General features: G+C 66.4%; 20 protein-coding genes. 6 read left to right on the forward strand and 14 right to left on the reverse strand.

The features are described 5' to 3' along the window. The first annotated feature begins 9 nt into the window (after window positions 1-9). The 3 genes from OLX23_RS04775 to OLX23_RS04785 all read left to right on the forward strand — a co-directional run bounded on the left by OLX23_RS04775 (window position 10) and on the right by OLX23_RS04785 (window position 3934). Window positions 10-1812: an acyl-CoA dehydrogenase C-terminal domain-containing protein gene (locus OLX23_RS04775; RefSeq protein ID WP_264443411.1), complete on the forward strand. Its 1803-nt coding sequence runs from the start codon at window positions 10-12 to the stop codon at window positions 1810-1812. Window positions 1813-1828: 16 nt separating this feature from the next. Next, window positions 1829-3478 carry a hypothetical protein gene (locus tag OLX23_RS04780; protein WP_264443412.1) on the forward strand — a complete coding sequence of 550 codons (1650 nt, stop codon included), beginning with the start codon at window positions 1829-1831 and terminating at the stop codon, window positions 3476-3478. Between the two features lie 177 nt (window positions 3479-3655). Next, the gene (locus OLX23_RS04785) at window positions 3656-3934 is read left to right on the forward strand and encodes a hypothetical protein (RefSeq protein ID WP_264443414.1); all 279 of its coding nucleotides are present in this window, start codon (window positions 3656-3658) and stop codon (window positions 3932-3934) included. Between the two features lie 43 nt (window positions 3935-3977). Here OLX23_RS04785 and OLX23_RS04790 read toward each other — a convergent pair whose 3' ends face one another. The 5 genes from OLX23_RS04790 to tyrS all read right to left on the reverse strand — a co-directional run bounded on the left by OLX23_RS04790 (window position 3978) and on the right by tyrS (window position 8653). After that, complete coding sequence (locus tag OLX23_RS04790; protein WP_264443415.1) at window positions 3978-4679, reverse strand: dienelactone hydrolase family protein; 702 nt, start codon at window positions 4677-4679, stop codon at window positions 3978-3980. A 12-nt stretch (window positions 4680-4691) separates the two neighbouring features. After that, complete coding sequence (gene cysK / locus OLX23_RS04795) at window positions 4692-5609, reverse strand: cysteine synthase A (RefSeq protein WP_264443416.1); 918 nt, start codon at window positions 5607-5609, stop codon at window positions 4692-4694. After that, complete coding sequence (locus tag OLX23_RS04800) at window positions 5606-6874, reverse strand: MFS transporter (RefSeq protein WP_264443417.1); 1269 nt, start codon at window positions 6872-6874, stop codon at window positions 5606-5608. Before OLX23_RS04800 ends, cysK begins: the two co-directional genes overlap by 4 nt. Window positions 6875-6978: 104 nt before the next feature. Continuing rightward, window positions 6979-7317, reverse strand: coding sequence for a PilZ domain-containing protein (locus tag OLX23_RS04805; protein WP_264443418.1), 339 nt, complete (start codon window positions 7315-7317; stop codon window positions 6979-6981). A 106-nt stretch (window positions 7318-7423) separates the two neighbouring features. After that, the gene (gene tyrS, locus OLX23_RS04810) at window positions 7424-8653 is read right to left on the reverse strand and encodes a tyrosine--tRNA ligase (RefSeq protein WP_264443419.1); all 1230 of its coding nucleotides are present in this window, start codon (window positions 8651-8653) and stop codon (window positions 7424-7426) included. Between the two features lie 258 nt (window positions 8654-8911). Between tyrS and OLX23_RS04815 the strand changes: the two genes are divergently transcribed. Genes OLX23_RS04815 through OLX23_RS04825 form a run of 3 tightly spaced genes read left to right on the forward strand, consistent with a single transcriptional unit; the run spans window position 8912 to window position 10966 of the window. After that, a complete protein-coding gene (locus tag OLX23_RS04815; RefSeq protein WP_264443420.1) occupies window positions 8912-9214 on the forward strand; it encodes a GIY-YIG nuclease family protein in 303 nt (100 codons plus the stop codon). A gap of 7 nt (window positions 9215-9221) precedes the next feature. After that, window positions 9222-9767 carry a DOMON-like domain-containing protein gene (locus tag OLX23_RS04820; RefSeq protein ID WP_264443421.1) on the forward strand — a complete coding sequence of 182 codons (546 nt, stop codon included), beginning with the start codon at window positions 9222-9224 and terminating at the stop codon, window positions 9765-9767. Further along, complete coding sequence (locus OLX23_RS04825) at window positions 9764-10966, forward strand: DUF1343 domain-containing protein (RefSeq protein ID WP_264443422.1); 1203 nt, start codon at window positions 9764-9766, stop codon at window positions 10964-10966. Before OLX23_RS04820 ends, OLX23_RS04825 begins: the two co-directional genes overlap by 4 nt. 130 nt (window positions 10967-11096) lie before the next feature. On the opposite strand, the gene OLX23_RS04830 is transcribed toward OLX23_RS04825, so the two are convergent. The 9 genes from OLX23_RS04830 to OLX23_RS04870 all read right to left on the reverse strand — a co-directional run bounded on the left by OLX23_RS04830 (window position 11097) and on the right by OLX23_RS04870 (window position 19122). Then, a complete protein-coding gene (locus tag OLX23_RS04830) occupies window positions 11097-11900 on the reverse strand; it encodes a lipid II flippase Amj family protein (protein ID WP_264443423.1) in 804 nt (267 codons plus the stop codon). Window positions 11901-11938: 38 nt separating this feature from the next. After that, window positions 11939-12739, reverse strand: a complete 801-nt coding sequence (gene ygiD / locus OLX23_RS04835; RefSeq protein WP_264443424.1) for a 4,5-DOPA dioxygenase extradiol — start codon at window positions 12737-12739, stop codon at window positions 11939-11941. Window positions 12740-12785: 46 nt separating this feature from the next. Beyond that, the gene (locus OLX23_RS04840; RefSeq protein WP_264443426.1) at window positions 12786-14024 is read right to left on the reverse strand and encodes an MFS transporter; all 1239 of its coding nucleotides are present in this window, start codon (window positions 14022-14024) and stop codon (window positions 12786-12788) included. A 17-nt stretch (window positions 14025-14041) separates the two neighbouring features. Then, entirely contained in the window at window positions 14042-15223 is a 1182-nt protein-coding gene (locus tag OLX23_RS04845) for a vWA domain-containing protein (protein WP_264443427.1), read from the reverse strand. Window positions 15224-15227: 4 nt separating this feature from the next. Then, window positions 15228-15656 (reverse strand): GFA family protein, encoded by a 429-nt coding sequence (locus tag OLX23_RS04850; RefSeq protein WP_264443428.1) that lies wholly within the window; start codon window positions 15654-15656, stop codon window positions 15228-15230. Beyond that, on the reverse strand, window positions 15653-16081 hold the full coding sequence (locus OLX23_RS04855) for a GFA family protein (protein WP_264443429.1): 429 nt from the start codon (window positions 16079-16081) through the stop codon (window positions 15653-15655). Before OLX23_RS04855 ends, OLX23_RS04850 begins: the two co-directional genes overlap by 4 nt. Continuing rightward, window positions 16078-16923 carry a subclass B3 metallo-beta-lactamase gene (gene bla, locus OLX23_RS04860; RefSeq protein ID WP_264443431.1) on the reverse strand — a complete coding sequence of 282 codons (846 nt, stop codon included), beginning with the start codon at window positions 16921-16923 and terminating at the stop codon, window positions 16078-16080. The genes OLX23_RS04855 and bla overlap by 4 nt, the downstream gene beginning before the upstream one ends. A 4-nt stretch (window positions 16924-16927) precedes the next feature. Next, entirely contained in the window at window positions 16928-17776 is an 849-nt protein-coding gene (locus OLX23_RS04865; RefSeq protein WP_264443432.1) for an AAA family ATPase, read from the reverse strand. An 89-nt stretch (window positions 17777-17865) separates the two neighbouring features. After that, entirely contained in the window at window positions 17866-19122 is a 1257-nt protein-coding gene (locus OLX23_RS04870) for a class A beta-lactamase-related serine hydrolase (RefSeq protein ID WP_264443434.1), read from the reverse strand.

Genomic DNA, 19122 nt, shown 5'->3' on the forward strand with positions numbered 1-19122 from the left:
AGGCCCAGAATGCCGAGCTACAAGGCGCCGACGCGCGACACCCGGTTCATCATCAACGAAGTGCTCAAGCTCGAGGGCTACGGCAATCTTCCCGGCTTCGCCAATGTCACGCCCGACATCGTCGATGCGGTGATCGAGGAATCGGGTAAGTTCGCCGCCGAGGTGCTCGCGCCGCTCAACGCCAGCGGCGATGCCGAGGGCTGCACCCGCGCCGCCGATGGTTCGGTGACGACGCCGCAGGGCTTCAAGGCCGCGCATGGCCAGTTCCGCGAGGCGGGCTGGGGCACGCTTTCGGCACCCGAGGAATTCGGCGGGCAGGGCATGCCGCACGTCCTCGGCTTCGCGCTCGAGGAATACATGTCGGCCGCCAACCAGGCCTTCGCGATGTATCCGGGGCTGACCAACGGCGCGGTCTCGGCGCTGCTCGCCAAGGGCTCGCCCGAGCTGCAGGCCAAATACCTGCCCAAGATGATCGCCAACGAGTGGCTCGGGACGATGAACCTGACCGAGCCGCAGTGCGGCACCGACCTGGGCCTGATCCGTACCAAGGCCGAACCGCAGGCCGACGGCTCCTTCGCGGTGACCGGCACCAAGATTTTCATCTCGGCGGGTGAGCACGACCTGACCGACAACATCATCCACCTGGTGCTCGCGCGGCTGCCCGACGCGCCCGGCGGGACCAAGGGCATCTCGCTGTTCGTCGTGCCCAAGTTCCTCGTCGGCGACGATGGTTCGCTCGGCGCGCGAAACGCGGTCTCGTGCGGCGCGATCGAGCACAAGATGGGCATCCACGGCAACGCCACTTGCGTGATGAATTACGACGGCGCGACGGGCTGGCTGGTCGGTGAGGAGAACAAGGGCCTCGCCGCGATGTTCATCATGATGAACGCGGCGCGGCTCGGCGTCGGCATCCAGGGCCTGGCCCAGGCCGAGGCCGCCTATCAGAACGGCGCCCAGTACGCGCGCGAACGCCGCCAGGGCCGCGCGCTGACCGGACCCGCCGAACCCGGCGCTCCGGCCGATACGCTGCTGGTCCATCCCGACGTGCGCCGCATGCTGATGGACGCCAAAGCCTTCACCGAGGGCATGCGCGCGCTGGCGCTTTGGTGCGGCCTGCTCGTCGACGTCGCGCACCAGGCGCCGAGCGAGGAGGAACGCGACGCGGCCGACGATCTCGTCGGTCTGCTGACCCCCGTGATCAAGGGCTATGGCACCGACCGCGGCTTCGCCACGGCGGTCGACATGCAGCAGATCTGGGGTGGACACGGCTATATCGTCGAGAACGGCATGGAGCAGTTCGTCCGCGATGCGCGCATCGCTATGATCTACGAAGGCGCCAACGGCGTCCAGGCGATGGACCTCGTCGGCCGCAAGCTGGCGCTCAAGGGCGGCCGCGCGATCCAGGCCTTCTTCGCGCTAGTCGATGCCGAATGCGCGAGCGCCAAGGAGAACGAGAAGCTGGCCGACGTGGCCACGCGGATCGAGAAGGCCAATGGCGAGCTCAAGGCCGCAACCATGTGGTTCCTGCAGAACGCCATGGCCAATCCCAACAACGCCGGCGCCGGCGCGACGCCGTACATGCAGCTGACCGGGATCGTCGCGCTGGGCCTGATGTGGCTACGCATGGCCAAGGCTTCGACAGAATCCCTGGCCGCGGGCACCTCGGATACGGCCTTCTACGAGGCCAAACTGACCACCGCGCGCTATTTCGCCGAGCGCTACGCTCCCGATGCCGGCGCGCTGCGTCGCAAGATCGAGGCGGGGGCCGAGGCGCTGATGGCGCTGCCGGCGGAGGCTTTCGAAACCGCGTGAAGGTCCGACCACGCCGATGACCATCGCCCACGAGGTCAAGCTCGTCGTCTGGGATCTCGACGACACGTTCTGGCAGGGCACGCTCTCGGAGGAGGCGATCACCCCGATCGCCGCCAATTCCGAGCTCGTGCGCCTGCTGGCCTCGCGCGGGATCGTTTCGTCGATCTGCTCGAAGAACGAAAAAAGCGCTGTAGAAATGCAGCTCAGAGCTTTGGATATATGGGATTATTTCGTTCTGCCCAGCGTCAGCTTTGCGGCCAAAGGACGCGCCATCGCCGAACTGGTCGAAGCGCTGCAGCTGCGTGCCGAGAATGTCATCTTCATCGACGACAATGCTTCGGTGCGCGCCGAGGCCGCCTTTGGCTGCCCGGGCCTGCAATGCCTGGCCAGCCCCGACGAACTGCGGGCGGCGCTCGATAGCCCGCATCTTCGGGGCAAGCCCGACCCGGACCTGACGCGCCTTGCCCAATATCGCGCGCTCTCCGATCGCTTCGATCGCCGCCAGAACCACGCGGCGGGCAACGAGGACTTCCTCCGCCAGAGCGAAATCCGCATCGAGATCGACTATGCGGTCGAGGAGCACCTCGATCGCGTGGTCGAAATGATCAACCGTTCGAACCAGCTCAACTTCACCAAACGGCGCCTGCCCGGCGCGGAAGCACGCGCCGAATTCGTCGCGGAGCTGAGCCGGTTCGGCTTCAAGGCCGGCGTGGTTCGCGCATCGGACAAGTACGGCGACTACGGCGTCGTCGGCTTCTTCATGACCCTCGCCACGCTCAAGACATACCGGCTCGAGCACTTCGTGTTCTCGTGTCGAATAATGAACATGGGGATTGAGCAATATGTCTATGAATACCTGAAGAAACCCGAGATTGAAATTGCGGCACCGGTGGCCAATGGCCTGGCGGCATATCCGCGGGTCGACTGGATCGAATTCGGCTCGGCGGTACGAAGCGCCGACCATCTACGCGATCGCGAGATCGTGCTGATCGGCGGCTGCGACATGCTCCAGCTCTCGACCTATTGCGGCGGGCGCTCGCGCGAGTTCACCAACCGCGAGCACCGTGGGATCATCAAGCGGCTCGACGATCCCTTTATCCTGCTCGACGACAGCGAAGCCGTCGCCGCGAGCCCCCTGCGCGGCGAGATCCCGGCCTTCGATTTCGAGGACCTGATCGAGCTGCGCGATGCCCTGGCGCAGGCTGATGCGGTGATCGTCTCGCTCTACCGCATGATGGAGATCAACTACTTCCGCGGACGCGACGGGCTGACCGTGCGGCTCGACGAGGATGCGGTGCGCGAGATCCTCGCGTCCGATCGCGGGCTCTGGTTCGTGCGCAATTTCGGCTTCGTCGAGTTCACCCACGAGCAGCGACAGGAACTGGTGCGGCTATCGCTGGCGCGGCTCGTCGAGATGACGCCTGCGGACTGCAGGGTGATCGTGCTGCTCGAGAACACGCGCAAGCTAGAGGCCAATCCCAACGAGAAGCGCCTGCGCGAAATCTACAACCAGTTCCTCATCGATCAGTCACAAGTCCTTGATCGAATGGACTATATCGACGTCAACGTCGAAACCCACATCGATTGGCTGTTCGACGATGGATTCCACATGAGCCGCCAGGGCTACTTCGAGCTCGCCCAGGCCGTGCGTGCGCGGCTCGCCTGATCGACGGCATCGCCGTCCACGATTCGTAGGCTCTGACGACGAAGCGGGCAGCCTTGCGGGCGAGCCGAGCCCGACTTCCGACGCGCCCCGCCAGACCCACGCACCATCGCAAGCTGCATGGCAATCCGGCTCCGCTGCGCGAGAAGCGCGACGCGGGGATCAAGAAGGGACCTTCCGATGCCATCGTTCATCAAGCTTTTCGCCGCGGCGCTCGCTCTGCCGCTGACCGCGGGTGTCGCCCAGGCGGTCGAACCGGCAAGCAGCCCCGACCACACCCATAGCGCGACGTCGCAGCCCGCCGCCACGCTCGACACCAATGCCGATGGCAAGCCCGACGCCTGGGATCGCGATTCGAACGGCACGCCCGACGCTTGGGACACCAATGCCGACGGCAAGCCCGATCGCTACGACACCAACGGCGACGGCAAGCCCGATTCTACGACGCCCAATCGCTGATTGCGCGGCTCCGGTTTCGCGGGCTGGTCCTTCGCTCCAGGGATCAGTCCGCGAATACCTCGTCGAACAGCGCGGTCATCGCTGCCCACGACTGGCGATCGGCGCTGGCATCGTAGGCGATAGCCGGAATGCCGCGCGCATCGCTGCCCGGATCGGTGAAGCCGTGCTTGACCCCGCTGTAGGCGTGGAAGTGCCAGTTGGCGTCCGCGCGGTCCATTTCCTCCCAAAAGGCCATAACCTGCGCACGCGGCACCATCGGATCGGCGTCGCCATGGCAGACCAATAGCCGCGGCCTGATCGCGCCGGGCTCGGCTGGCCGGCCGGTTTCGAGCAAGCCGTGGAAGGTTGCGGCGACGCGCAGGTCCTGACCGTCGCGCGCCATTTCGAGCGCCGCCTGACCGCCCATGCAATAGCCGACTGCGCCCAGCGCCAGGCCCGCCGCCGCGGGATACGCCGACAAGGTCGCCACCGCGGCGGCGAGGCGCGCGCGATAGCGATCGGTGTCGGCGCGCAGGTCCTTGGCGAGGGCCGGCCAGTCGCCCTCGGCCACGCCGTAAAAGTCGGCGATCAGCACAAGATAGCCGAGTTCGGCCAGCATCCGCGCGCGGCGCTCGGCGGCCGGGGTGACATTGGCGATCGTCGGGTAAAGGACGATCGCCGCACGCGGCGCTGCAACGGGCCGCGCCAACCATCCGGTCAGCGCGGTCTGACCATGGGCATAGTCTACGCGTTCGAGCGAAGTCATGCCGACAAGTCCTTATTCAGGCAGGAAATCCGGCACTGAGAGATAGCGCTCGCCGGTGTCGTAGTTGAAGCCTAGGACCCGGCTACCCTTGGGCAGTTCCTCGAGCTTCTGCTTGATCGCCTGCAGGGTCGCGCCCGAACTGATGCCGACGAGCATGCCTTCCTCGCGCGCGCAACGGCGGGCCATTTCCTTGGCCTCGGCCGGATCGACCTGGATCGCGCCGTCGATCGCCTGGGTGTGCAGGTTCGACGGGATGAAGCCCGCACCGATGCCCTGGATCGGGTGGGGGCCGGGCTGTCCGCCCGAGATCACCGGCGAGAGCGTCGGCTCGACCGCATAGGCCTTGAGGTCCGACCACTTTCCCTTGAGCACTTCCGCGCAGGCGGTCAGGTGCCCGCCGGTGCCGACGCCGGTGATCAGGACGTCGATTGGGCTGCCGGCGAAGTCCGCAAGAATTTCCTGAGCTGTGGTGCGCACATGCACGTCGATGTTCGCAGGATTATCGAACTGCTGCGGCATCCAGGAACCCGGGGTCTGCTCAATGATTTCCTTGGCGCGCTCGATCGCGCCCTTCATCCCCTTTTCGCGCGGTGTCAGGTCGAAGCTCGCGCCATAGGCGAGCATCAGCCGGCGACGCTCGATCGACATCGATTCGGGCATGACGAGGATCAGCTTGTAGCCCTTGACCGCGGCCGCCATGGCGAGGCCGATGCCGGTGTTGCCCGAGGTCGGCTCGACGATGGTGCCGCCGGGCTTGAGGCTGCCGTCTTTCTCCGCCGCCTCGATCATCGCCAGGCCGATGCGGTCCTTGATCGAGCCGCCGGGATTGGCGCGCTCGCACTTCACCCAGACCTCGTGGTCGGGGAACAGGCGCGAAAGGCGCACGTGCGGGGTGTTGCCGATCGTGGCGAGGATGGAGTCTGCCTTCATGGTGCGGGGTCCCTTTGGCGATATTGGGGTGCGAAAGTTCGGGCCCGGGCCAGCTCTGGAAAGAGGAAGGCCCATGCGAGTGTGATCACTATCGCACCGACTCCGCCGAAGACAACCGCTCCCGTCGCACCGAGCAGCGCCGCGGCGACACCCGACTGCATTTCGCCGAGTTCGTTCGATGCCGAAATGGCCAGGCCCGAGATCGCCGAGACGCGCCCGCGCACCGCGTCGGGTGTGTTGAGCTGGACCAGGCTCGAGCGCACGAAGACCGAAACCATGTCGGCCGCGCCATAGGCCGCGAGGCACAGCAGCGAGAGCGGGAACCAGCGCGACAGGCCGAACGCCACGGTCGCCGCGCCATAGGCAGCGACGGCCCAGAGCATCTTGGCGCCGACATTGCGCGACAGCGGCTTCCACGACAGCCATAGCGCGACAAGCGCGGCGCCGGCGGCAGGGGCGGCGCGCATCTGGCCGAGGCCTTCAGGGCCGACATGGAGGATGTCGCGCGCGAAGACCGGCAGCAATGCCGTGGCGCCACCGAGCAGCACGGCGAACAGATCGAGCGTGACGCAACCGAGCAGGAAGCGCTCGTTCCAGACGAAGCGGAAGCCGTCGAGGATCTGGCGGAACGGATTGACCCCGCGGTTGCTCGCGGCGGGCGGCAGGCGCCGGATCATCGACAGAAGCACGCAGGCGCAGGCGAGCAAGGTCGCCGAGACGCAATAGGGCGCGGCCGGGTGCGAGGCGAACAGAAAGCCGCCCATCGCCGGGCCGACGATCGTCCCTGCCTGCATCGCGATCGAATTGAACGCGATCGCGCGCGGGATCAGTTCGGGAGGGACGATGTTGGGTGCGATCGAACTGATCGCCGGACCGACGAAGACCCGCGCGGAACCGTGCATCGCGGCCATGACGAAAAGCAGCGGCAGGCTCAGCAGGCCGAAAGCCGTGGTCAGCGCGAGCAGGACGGCGATCAGCAAGTCGATACCGAGCGCGACCGCGCCGACATAGCGGCGATCGAAGCGGTCAGCGGCGACACCCGCGATCGGGGTCAGCAGCGCCAGCGGGACGAATTGCGCGAGACCTAGCGCTCCCAGCAGGAAGGCGGCATCGGCGATCGACATCCCGTAGGTGCCGCGCGCGAGGTCGTAGAGCTGGTAGCCGATGACGACGACCATCGACGAAGTCGCCAGGACGGAGGCGAAACGCGTCAGCCAGAAGAACCGGTAGTCGCGGATTTGCAGGGGGGAGGTGGGCGCAGTCACCGCGCCCGCATGACAGCGGGCACGGGGTCTTGCCAATAAGAAGAACCAATCAGTCCTAGAAGGATTGCTTTACGATTGGGCGCTCCGCCCGATCGGTGTGCGCTTCAGCGCGCCGCGCGCAGGCGCGGGTTGGGCTGCAGCGCGTCGATCAGCTTGGTGAAGTCGTCGAGGCGGATGATCCGCTCGAACTGGAAGCCAGCGCGCTCTTCGGTCAACCAGATCAGGTGAGCCTCGATCCGGCCGATGACGGGCAGGCGGATGACCACGCGATCGCCGCGCGTCAGCGGGCTCTGCCCCGTCGCCATGAAACCGTGCGCCGAAATGTTCGCGATGTGCAGATGCACGTCGCCGAGTTGGCGATGTTCACCGATGACCGGCTGTTCGACCGGATGCCGCATCGCGCGGCGCATGTCGGTGACGGAAAGCTGAGCTCCTGCGCCCATCTCGTACTAATCCCTTGAAGTGATCGAGGGACCTCTATGAAGGGGAAAGGCAAAGATTGGGTAAACCGGCAAAGACCTGCCGGCAGGAATTTGCCGCTTTTTGCCGTTATGCCGAGCGCAGGACGCCGTGCTTTTTCTTGCCCGAAGACAGTCGAATTTCCCCACAATCACCTGAAATCATGTGATTTTCATCGGAGATGGCGACCCCTTCGAGCTTGGCACCGCCACCCGCGACCAGGCGCTTGGCTTCGCCACGGCTCGCCGCAAACCCGATACCGACCAACGCATCGACGATCGTAACGCCTTCGGCCGGAACGGTGAATTCGGGGAGGTTTTCGCCGATCCCACCGCCCGCGAAGGTCGCCGAGGCGGTCGCTTCGGCGGTCTTTGCCGCTTCCTCGCCGCGACACAGCCGCGTGATCTCGTTGGCGAGCACGACCTTGGCCGCGTTGATCTCGCTGCCCTGGAGGGCTTCGAGACGCACGACCTCGTCGATCGGCAGGTCGGTGAACAGCCGCAAGAACTTGCCGACGTCGCGATCGTCGCAATTGCGCCAGTACTGCCAGAAGTCCCAGGCCGGCAGCGAATCCTCGTTGAGCCAGACCGCACCCGCGGCGGTCTTGCCCATCTTGGCACCATCGGCCGTGGTCAGCAACGGCGTGGTCAGGCCGAACAGTTCGGTCTGGTCCATGCGGCGGCCGAGTTCGACGCCGTTGACGATGTTACCCCACTGGTCCGATCCACCCATCTGCAGCCGCGCGCCGGCGGTCTTCGCGAGGTGGCGGAAATCGTAGCCCTGGAGGATCATGTAGTTGAATTCGAGGAAAGTCATCGGCTGCTCGCGCTCGAGCCGCAGCTTGACCGAATCGAAGGTCAGCATCCGGTTGACCGTGAAATGCGTGCCCACTTCCTGGAGCAGCTCGATGTAGCCGAGCTTGCCCAGCCAGTCGTGGTTGTTGACCATGACCGCGTCGGTCGGGCCGTCACCGAACTTGAGTAGGCGCGAGAAGATCGTGCGGATCGAGGCGATGTTGGCCTCGATCGTCTCATCGTTGAGCATCTTGCGGCTCTCGTCGCGCCCCGTCGGATCGCCGATCCGCGTGGTGCCGCCGCCCATCAGCACGATCGGCTTGTGCCCGGTCTGCTGGAGCCGACGCAGCATCATGATCTGCACGAGGCTGCCGATATGCAGCGAGGGTGCCGTCGCGTCGAAGCCGATATAGCCGGGCACGATCTGCTTGGCCGCCAGCGCATCGAGGCCCGCGGCATCGGTCTGCTGGTGGATGTAACCGCGCTCTTCGAGCAGGCGGAGCAGGTCGGACTGGAATTGCGTCATGATGGCCTCGTTTCGGGAAGCGCGCGCCTAGCACGGCGAAGCGCGCTTGGGAACGCGGTGGTGCGCGGGAGAAAAAGCAGCCCTTCGACAAGCTCAGGGTAAGCGGTGGAAGAGAAAGTGTTCCTTATAAACCCGCTCACCCTGAGCTTGTCGAAGGGCTGCCCTGAACCTTGCCGTAAGCCCAGGTCTTCCGCGAGATGCGTCCATTCCGGGCCATCCCGAGATTGTCGCTGGCGGAACCGGCCGTAGTTTCGGTCCATGACCTTCTGGGCCTATATGCTCCACTGCCGCGGCGGGTATTTCTACGTCGGTCACACCGATGATCTCGAACGCCGCATCGCCGAGCACAAGGCGGGCACGCTCCCCGGCTTCACTGCCGATCATCAGCCGGTTCAATATGTGTGGTCGCAGGAATTCGTGACGCGCGATGAAGCCAAATCTGCGGAAAAGCAGATCAAGGGATGGTCGCGCGCGAAGAAAATCGCGTTAATCCGAGGCGATTGGGCGCGAATCTCCGTTCTGGCGAAGGGGAAGCGCGGCGATCCCACTCAAACGGAATAGAACACGCATGCTGGTCCATCAGACGGTTTCCCTGGTCCCCCATCCCGATCATCCGCCGCGCGGCGTGCAGAGCATCGACGTGCGCTGGCTCGAGACGCGCAAGGGCGTCTTCGTGCTGCGCTGGGTGATCAAGGGGGTGGAGGCGCTGGCCGTGCCGGCCTTCGCGGGCAAAGGCCGCGGCGACGACTTGTGGCAGACGACTTGCGGCGAACTGTTTCTAAAGGACCGTGACGGCCCCGGCTACCGCGAGTTCAACTTCTCGCCCTCCGAGCGTTGGGCCGCCTATCACTTTGAAAACTATCGCGACGGCCGGACCGACGCGGACGTACCCCCCCCCGAGGTCACCAGTGAGGGTGGGCAGTTCCTGTTCGTGCTGACCGCGCTCCTAGATCCCGCGCTGCTCGAAGGCAGCGACCGGGCCGGGATCTCGGCCGTGATCGAGGAGAAGGACGGCACCAAGTCGTTCTGGGCGATCGCCCACGCGCCGGGCGCACCCGATTTTCACAACCCGGCTTGCTTCGCTCTGCCGCTTGCGGCACCCGCAGACGCATGAAATCCGGTATCGATTGCCTGCTGGCGGACCCGAACCTGCGCAAGCCGCTTGCCGGCAAGCGCGTCGCGCTGATCGCGCATCCCGCCTCGCTGACCGAGGGGCTGGTCCATTCGCTCGACGCTCTGGCGGTCTGTCCGGGCGTCAGGCTGACCGCAGCCTTCGGTCCGCAGCACGGGCTCAAGGGCGATAAGCAGGACAACATGGTCGAGACCGGCGACGAGATCGATCCGGTCTACGGGATTCCCGTGTTCAGCCTCTACGGCGAGGTCCGCCGCCCCAGCGCGGCGATGATGGACACCGCCGACGTGTTCCTGTTCGACCTCCAGGATCTCGGCTGCCGTATCTACACCTTCGTCACGACCTTGCTCTACCTGCTCGAAGCCGCCAGCGGCACGGGCAAGGCGGTCTGGGTGCTCGACCGGCCCAATCCCGCCGGGCGGCCGATCGAGGGCACGACCCTGCTGCCGGGACAGGAGAGCTTCGTCGGCGCCGGGCCGATGCCGATGCGTCACGGGCTGACCTTGGGCGAGATGGGGCGCTGGTTCGTCGATCACTTCAAGCTCGATGTCGACTACCGCGTGATTGCGATGGAAGGCTGGCAGCCCGACACGGCTCCCGGCTTCGGCTGGCCCGAGGAGCGGCTGTGGATCAACCCGAGCCCCAACGCCGCCAATCTCAACATGGCGCGTGCCTATGCCGGCACGGTCATGCTCGAAGGCACGACCCTGAGCGAAGGCCGCGGCACGACGCGTCCGCTCGAAGTTCTGTTCGGCGCGCCCGATGTCGATGCCAAGGCCGTGCTCGCCGAGATGCAGCGTGTGGCACCCGACTGGCTGGCCGGCGCGGCGATCCGGGAATGCTGGTTCGAGCCGACGTTCCACAAGCATGCCAAGACCTTGTGCAACGGCCTTATGATCCATGCGGAAGGTGGCTTCTACGATCACCAGGCCTTCCGCCCCTGGCGATTGCAGGCGCTGGCCTTCAAGGCAATCCGCAACCTCGCGCCCGACTATCCGATCTGGCGCGACTTCCCCTACGAGTACGAATTTGAGCGGCTGGCCATCGACGTGATCAACGGCGGTCCGGCTCTGCGCGAATGGGTCGACGATCGGGCGGCCTTGCCGGGCGATCTCGATGCGCTGGCGGGTAAGGACGAGGCCCAGTGGGCTGAGGAGATCCGGCCGCTTTTGCTGTACTGAGCCCGAGCCCTACTTTTTCCGTCGCCCCTGCGCCAGGGGCCCAGCCAAGCTCTCGCTCTGCTGAAGGCACGGTCAGTTAGGTCCCTGCCTTCGCAGGGGCGACGGAGAGATTGCAGCACGCAACAGATACTCAAACGTGGTTGGCGATCCAGGCGACGGCCTGTGCCGAAGGCACGAAGAACACCTGCGCCAATAGCGTGCCGGCAAGCCGGCTGAACGAGATCCACACGATCGTGCGGCGGAACAGCGGCTCGCTGACCCGGCCTTCGACGACGTCGTCGGTCATGACCGACAGCTGCGGGTCGATCAGCGCGAACAGCAGGATCGTCGCGAAGCCGTTGATCACGGCCGAGAGCTGTGAGGCGGTGACGCGGAATTCGGGATTGAGATAGCCGGCATAGAGCGAGGCGAGCACGCCGACGGTGATCAGCGCCTGGGCCATGCAGTTGGCCAGCAGCACGCCCCAGCCCACGCCGCGCGGCTTGGCCAGTTCGCGCAGTTGCGTCGAGCTCGGCACGCGGATCGCCTGGCGGATCGCGCGCAGACCCGCGGGCGAAGCCGTGCGCAGGATCATCTTGCCCGTCGAACGGGTGTTCTGGAAATAGCCGATCGCGCGCGCGAACATCCGTTGCCCCGTGGGCACCAGCGCAATGCCGAGCGCGACGGCGATCGTCGCCGAGAACAGGATCAGGCGAAAATCCCAGAGCAACGCCTCGCCGCCGCCGTCGGAAATCCGCGTCTCGATCCGCTTGGCGAGGAAGGGGCCGAGGAACGAGTTCGACGTGCGCGACACCAGCACGAGGATGTTGAACAGCGCGAAGCTCATCGCGATGCGCCGCGTCCGCACGCCAGCGATGCGCGCGGCATAGGCGAGGGTGCCGATCAGGTTGATGCCCGCGGTGAGCAGGCAGATGATGAGCAACTGGGCGTCCATGCCGCGGGCTTACCGCGCCGCGGCTCGCTCCGCCAGCATCACACTACGTCTGCCAACAACGATGTATCGCCGATCAGCACCGAGGTCATCGACAGCGCGCCGTCGAGCGTGTCGTTGAACAAGGCGGTGCCGTCACCCTCGCGTCTGGCCCCGAGCGCATAGAGCAGCGGCAGGTAGTGCTCGCCGCTGTTGATCGCGAGCGCGGCGTTGCGGTCGTCGGAAGCGAAGTTCATCAGCGCCGCGTCGTCGCTGGACAGGATCGCGGCATTGCTGCGGTCGCGGAATTCGCTCGCCCAGTCGGGCAGAGTGCCCGCCGCCTGGCGCCAGAGCGCGAGGTTGTGGATCACGTTGCCGCTGGCGACGATCAATACACCCTCGTCGCGCAGCGGCGCGAGCTTGCGACCGAGGGCGAGGTGCTCGGTGGGCGAAAGCGTGCGATCGAGGCTCATCGCCACCATCGGAATATCGGCCGCAGGGAACATCGGCTGGACCACACCCCAGGCGCCGTGATCGAAGCCCCAGGTCTTGTCGGGCGTGACGCGGTCAGCGCCGAGCAGGTCGGTCACGCGCGCGACCAGATCGGGCGAGCCGGGCGCCGGATAGCGGATGCCGTAGAGCGCCTGAGGGAAGCCGCCGAAGTCGTGGATCGTGCGCGGCTGGGCGCCGGCGGTGACATGGGTGCGCCCTTGCGTCTCCCAATGCGCGGTGACGGCGAGGATGGCGCGCGGGCGCGGCAACGCGCGGCCCAACGCCTGCCAGGCGCGGCGCTCGGGGCCATCGGTGATCACGGTCATCGGCGAGCCGTGGCCGAGGAAGAGAACGGGCAGGGTCGTGGTCATGCCTGCGAGATGGGCAGCGCTGGCACCGCGTGCAATGACAGCAAATCTATGCGCGCGAGAAGCTGCGGCGCACCGGCGCGGTCTCGGGCACGAGGATCATCGCGACGAGGCCGATCAGCGAAGTCCCGGTCAGATACCAGGCCAGCGCCATCGGCGTGCCCGTCACCTCGAGCAACCAGGTGACGACGAGCTGCGTCGCCCCGCCGATCAGCGCGACGGGCAGGGCATAGATCAGGGCGAAGCCACGCGCGCGGATCCTTGTCGGCAGCCCTTCGCTGATCGTCGCATAGATCGATGCCTGGGTGAGGAAGCTAAGCGAAGCGAGCAGGACCATGGCGGTGACGAAGGTTGTAGCGTCGCGCGCGGCATCGATCCAGGCGAAGCAGGGCACCACCGCGCAGACGAAGGCGCTCGCCGGCCAGATCAGCATCGGGCGGCGACCGAACCGATCGCTGAGCCAACCGCCGAGCAGGGTGGCGATCACTTGCATCAGCCCGATCAGCGCCTGCACGGTCAGCGCGACGCTGGGCGGGAACTTCAAGGTGTTCTGGCCGAAGGTCGCCATATAGGTGAACACGTAGGTTCCCGTCGTGCCCGCGCCGATCATCGCCAGGCCGCAGAGCACCGTGCGCCGATGAGAGGCGGGAGCCTCGGACGCGGCAATCGGCACCTGCCGCAGAGTCTCGGGCAGGGCTCGGCGGACGATCAGCGCGAAAGGCACGATCACCGTACCGAGCAACAGCGCGATCCGCCAGCCATAGGCGGCGAGCGCGGCTTCGCTAAGGACGAGGCTCAGCGCGAGCCCGACCAAGGCGGCGGTCAGCGCCGCGACCGCCTGGCTTGCCCCCTGGAGACTGATCACCAGGCCGCGTCGGTGCTCGTCGGCCGCTTCGACCAGATAGGTCGTCGCCGAGCCGATCTCTCCGCCGAGCGCGAAGCCCTGGATCAGCCGCGCGATCACGGCGAGGACCGGCGCGGCCAGACCGATCGCCTGGTAGGAGGGTGTCAGCGCGAGCAGGGCGATACCGCCTCCCATCAGCAGCATCGAGGCCAGCATCGCCGGCTTGCGTCCGTGCCGATCGGCATAGCCGCCGAGCACCCAGGCGCCGAGCGGCCGGCTGACGAAGCCCGCGCCGAAGGTCGCCAGCGAGCCCATCAGGCTGAGGAACGGATCGCCCGAGGGAAAGAAGGCCTTGCCGATCTGCACGGCGAAGAAGGCGAAGGCGACGAAATCGTAGAACTCGAGCGCATTGCCCAGGGTCGCGGCGGCGACGGCGCGCCGCATCGACGGCGCGCCCGTGCTCAATGCTTCTTGCGCGTGAGCTCGCGCATCGCGTCGTCGAGCCCGTCGAGCGTCAGCGGATACATCGAATCGCCCATGATCTGGCGGATCAGCTTGGTCGAATTCGAGTATTCCCATTGCCGTTCGGGCACCGGGTTGAGCCAGACGGTCGCCGGGTAGATGTGCATGACGCGCTGCAACCAGGTCGCGCCGGCTTCCTCGTTGAAATGCTCGACCGATCCGCCGGCATGGCTGATCTCGTAAGGGCTCATCGCCGCGTCGCCGACGAAGATGACCTTGTAGTCGTGGCCGTACTTGTGGAGCACGTCCCAGGTCGGCGTGCGCTCGGAATAGCGGCGACGGTTGTCCTTCCACACCGACTCGTAGAGGCAGTTGTGGAAGTAGAAGAACTCGAGGTTCTTGAACTCGGTGTTGGCCGCGCTGAACAGTTCCTCGACCAGCTTGATATGCGGATCCATCGAGCCACCGACGTCGAGGAACAGCAGCACCTTGACCGCATTGTGCCGCTCGGGCCGCATGCGGATGTCGAGCCAGCCCTGCTTGGCCGTGCCCTCGATCGTCGCGTCGAGATCGAGTTCCTCGGCCGAACCCTCGCGCGCGAAGCGGCGCAGCCGGCGCAGCGCGACCTTGATGTTGCGCGTGCCCAGCTCGACCGTGTTGTCGAGGTTCTTGAAGTCGCGCTTTTCCCAGACCTTGATCGCGCGGCCGTGCTTGCCTTCGCCGCCGATGCGCACGCCCTCGGGATTGTAGCCGGCATGGCCGAACGGTGAAGTGCCGTTGGTGCCGACCCACTTGTTGCCGCCCGAATGGCGCTTTTCCTGTTCCTCGATCCGCTTCTTCAGCGTCTCCATGATCTCGTCCCAGTCGCCCAGCGCCTTGATCGCCTCCATCTCCTCCTTGGAGAAGAAGCGCTCGGCGACCTGCTTGAGCCAGTCCTCGGGGATCTCGACCGGCTGCTGGCCGTAGTCGGTCATCACGCCCTTGAAGACCTTGGCGAAGACCTGGTCGAAGCGGTCGAGCAGCCCCTCTTCCTTCACGAAGGTGGCGCGGCTCAGATAGTAAAACGCCTCGGGCGTCTGCTCGATCACGTCCTTGTCGAGCGCTTCGAGCAGGGTCAGGTGTTCCTTGAAGCTCGCCTTGATGCCGGCGGCGCGCAGCTCGTCGATGAAGTTGAAGAACATGGGCTCAGCTCGGGTTGGGAGTGGAGGGCGGCGGCGGTTGTCGCGGGAATTGCTCGAGCGTGGGATCGATCACCGCCCAGACGGGCGCGTCCTCGGTCCAGATCGCCATCAGCGGCTTGATGTCGTGCGGCGTGTCGAGCGTGCCGAGGCGGATCACGCGGAACTGCGGGCGCGCCGAGCTTTGCCCCATGACCGGGGTGCCGCAGGCCGTGCAGAACGACTGGGTGATCGTGTTGCCGCTCGCCGCGACATATTCGTGCCCCGAGAGATCGCCGGCGATCGTCACGTCCTGGGTCGCGAACATGGCATTGTGCGTGGGGCCGCCCGCGGCAATCTGCTGACACTGGCGGCACCAGCACTGGCGCGCGGTGATCGGCGCGCCGGCAATGGCGAGCGTTACCGCCCCGCAGGCGCAGCGTCCGGTATAGGTCATGACGCCTCCGCGGGTGCCGGCATCGGCGGCGACTTGGGGAACTGGGGCAGGGCGGGGTCGATCACGGCCCAGGCCGGTGCCTCGCTGGTCCACATGACCATGCCGGGCCGCAGGTCGTGCGGCTGCTCGAGGATGCCGAGCTTGACCGCGACCACCGCGGCCAATGCCGAGCTGCCACCGAACACCGGCGTGCCGCAAGCGGCGCAGAACGACTGGATCGACATGTTGCCGCTCTCGGCCGGATAGGTGTGGACGGTAAGGTCGCCCGTCGTGGTCACCTGATCGGCGCGGAAGATCGCATTGTTCGAGGCGCTGCCCGCGGCGATCCGCTGGCACTGGCGGCACCAGCACTGGCCGACGCCGAAGGGCTCGCCCGCAAGCGCCACGGTCACCGCCCCGCAGGCGCAATGGCCGGTATAGCTCACTGCCCCTGCTCCTTCTTGAGCGTGGCATTGAAGGCCGTCTCGGCCTCGTCGACCAGACGCGGCAGCAGCGCGGGATCGACGAAGGCATTCGCCTCGCCGACATCGCGGCGCCGCGCGCGGCCGATCACGTCGGTGGTGTCCGAATGGCCGGGCAGGACGACGTCGGCGCGCACGCGACGCAGCTTGGCAAAGGTGCGACGATAGTCACCGACGATGCCCGGATAGCCCTTGTTGCCGACGAGCTTGTTGCCCGCGACGGTGATCGAGCAGAGCACCAGCACGTCGAGCGGCTTCTCGACGTCGGTCACACGCAGCGACCAGCTCGTGCAGCCCGGCGTGTGGCCATAGGTGAACACCGGCGTCAGGCTCACGCCGCCCAGAGTCACCGGCCGGCCATCGGCGACCACGCGGTCGACCTTCACCGCGGGAAAGCGGATGACGCCGTAATTGGTCTCGCTCGGCGGCGTGCCGGTTTCATAGGCGCGGCGGTCGCCGGGGCTCGACAGGAAGGCCGCGCCGGTGTCCCGCTTGAGCCCGGCGATCGCAGCGACGTGGTCGTAGTGCGCGTGGGTCGCGAGGATCAGCTTCACGTCCTTGAGCCGGAAGCCGAGCTCGGCGATCGACCGCTCGACCGCAGGCACGGCTTCCTCGATGCCACCGTCGATCAGGACCAGGCCGGCGCGCGTCTGCACCAGATAGGCGGCGATGCCTTCGGTGCCAACGTAATAGATCGGCCCGACGACATGGAACGGCCGCGTCGGCCGCGCCCATTCGGCGGGGATGTCGGACGGCGAGGCGCCGATCCCGAGAAACGCCGCGGCGCAGAGCAGCAGCCGGCGCATGGCGTCAGTTGCCCTGGCGCCGCGCCATGAAGGCCAGGCGTTCGAACAGCATGATGTCCTGCTCGTTCTTGAGCAGCGCGCCGTGCAGCGGCGGGATCGCCTTGGTCGGGTCGCGGTTCTGCAGCACGTCGAGCGGCATGTCCTCGTTGAGCAGCAGCTTCAGCCAGTCGAGCAGTTCGCTGGTCGAGGGCTTCTTCTTGAGCCCGGGGACGTCGCGCACCTCGTAGAACACGTCCATCGCCTTGGCGACGAGCGCCTTCTGAATGCCGGGGAAGTGCACGTCGATGATCGACTGCATGACCTCGCGGTCGGGGAACTTGATGTAGTGGAAGAAACAGCGGCGCAGGAAAGCGTCGGGCAGTTCCTTCTCGTTGTTCGAGGTGATGACGACGATCGGACGCTCCTTGGCGGCGATGCGCTCGCCCGTCTCGTAGACGTCGAAGCTCATGCGATCGAGCTCCTGCAACAGGTCGTTCGGGAACTCGATGTCGGCCTTGTCGATCTCGTCGATCAGCAGGACGGGGAGCTGGGGCGAGGTGAAGGCCTCCCACAGCTTGCCCTTCTTGATGTAGTTCTTGATGTCGTGGACGCGCTCGTCGCCGAGTTGGCCGTCGCGCAGGCGGGCGACCGCATCGTATTCGTAGAGGCCCTGCTGCGCCTTGGTGGTCGACTTGACGTTCCATTCGATCAGCGGCGCGTTGGCGGCCTTGGCGATCTCGATCGCCAGCACGGTCTTGCCCGTGCCCGGCTCGCCCTTGACCAGCAGCGGGCGGCGCAGCGTCACCGCGGCATTGACCGCGACCTTGAGGTCGTCGGTGGCGACATAGGAGCTGGTGCCTTCGAAACGCTGCATTTCGGTATCCTGTCGAATTCGGTTGCTCAGCCGGGTTAGGTTGTGCGGCGCAGCAAGGTCAAGCGCGGAAATGGGAGGGGCTGCCGGCTTCAATCCGCCGATGCGGCGAGCCTCAGCAGCCTTTCGGCCAATCCGGCCAGTCGCTGAGTATCGACGGCCGCGGCCGGATCGTTCCAGCTTGCCGCGACGACGATCCAGTCGCCCGACTTGCGCTGCACGAGCCAGGACAGCGAGACCACGCCGGCTTCCGAGCCGCCCTTGTAACCGACATAGGCGAAACGCTCGCGCAGGTCCTTGGCCATGGTCGGCGCGACGCCGAGAATCTGCAGCACGCGCGGATCGCGACGTCGGCGCAGGCCATCGAGCACGCGCGCGACGTCTTCGGGCGAAGCGAACCATTCGATCGAGTCTATCGCGGTGGGCAAGCCGTCGAGCGCGGTCAGGTCAGCCGTGGCCAGCAGCCTGTCGGTATCGAGCGAGGCGAGGATGCGCGCCTGGCCCGCATCGTCGGCGCGGGCATAGGCTTCGCGGGAGGCCGGCGAGAACTTGAGCGCGAAGGCCTCCGCGGTGGTGAGCAGCGGCAGCATGCGCGACGGATCAGCGTGGCCGCTGGCGCGTACCCGCGCGGCCACGCGTTCGCGCCCGATCAGCCGGATCAGCGTATCGGTGGCCGTATTGTCGCTCATCGAAATCATCAGCGTGGTGAGCGTCTCCACCGTGACCGGCGCGTCGGGCGGCCAGTCCTGAGTGATCCCGCTCGGCAGGCTGCGCGCATTCAGCCGGACGACTTCGTCCCAGCGATGCCGACCCGCGGCGATCTCCTCGACAAGGGCGTCGAGGACCCAGAGCTTGAAGGTTGAACCAACGGCGAATTGCGCGTCGGCGTTGGAAGCCGCGATCGGCGCGGTCTGGCCAAGCCGTTGCACGACAAAGCCGCTGCGCCCGGGCAGGGCAGCAAAGTCCGCGGCGATGCGCGCGGCGCTATCGCCCAGAGGCGATACCGCGCCGATGCGCAGGCCCGTCACGCGGTAGGGCGCGGCAGCCTCGATCGAAAAGATCGCCACGGCCGTCGCGCGCTCGAACCGCAGGTTGAACTGCCCCCGCGTCGGGCTTTCCGAGCGGAAGTCCTCCGTGCCGAGCAAGCGGCCGTTCTCACGCTCCAGTTGTGCGACCAGTACGGCGAGCTGCGCGGGTGGCACAGCGGCGACGAAAGGCGGCGCGAAGACCGCGACCGGATCCGTCTTGGCCTGGAGCGTGGCGAGGATGTCGGCGACACGCTGCTCGGGCATCTGCGCCTGAGCAGCGGTTCCGATCATGGCAAGCGCAGCGGCGATCAGCAGGCGCAT

The sequence above is a fragment of the Novosphingobium sp. JCM 18896 genome, from assembly GCF_025938095.1.
Lineage (GTDB): Bacteria > Pseudomonadota > Alphaproteobacteria > Sphingomonadales > Sphingomonadaceae > Novosphingobium.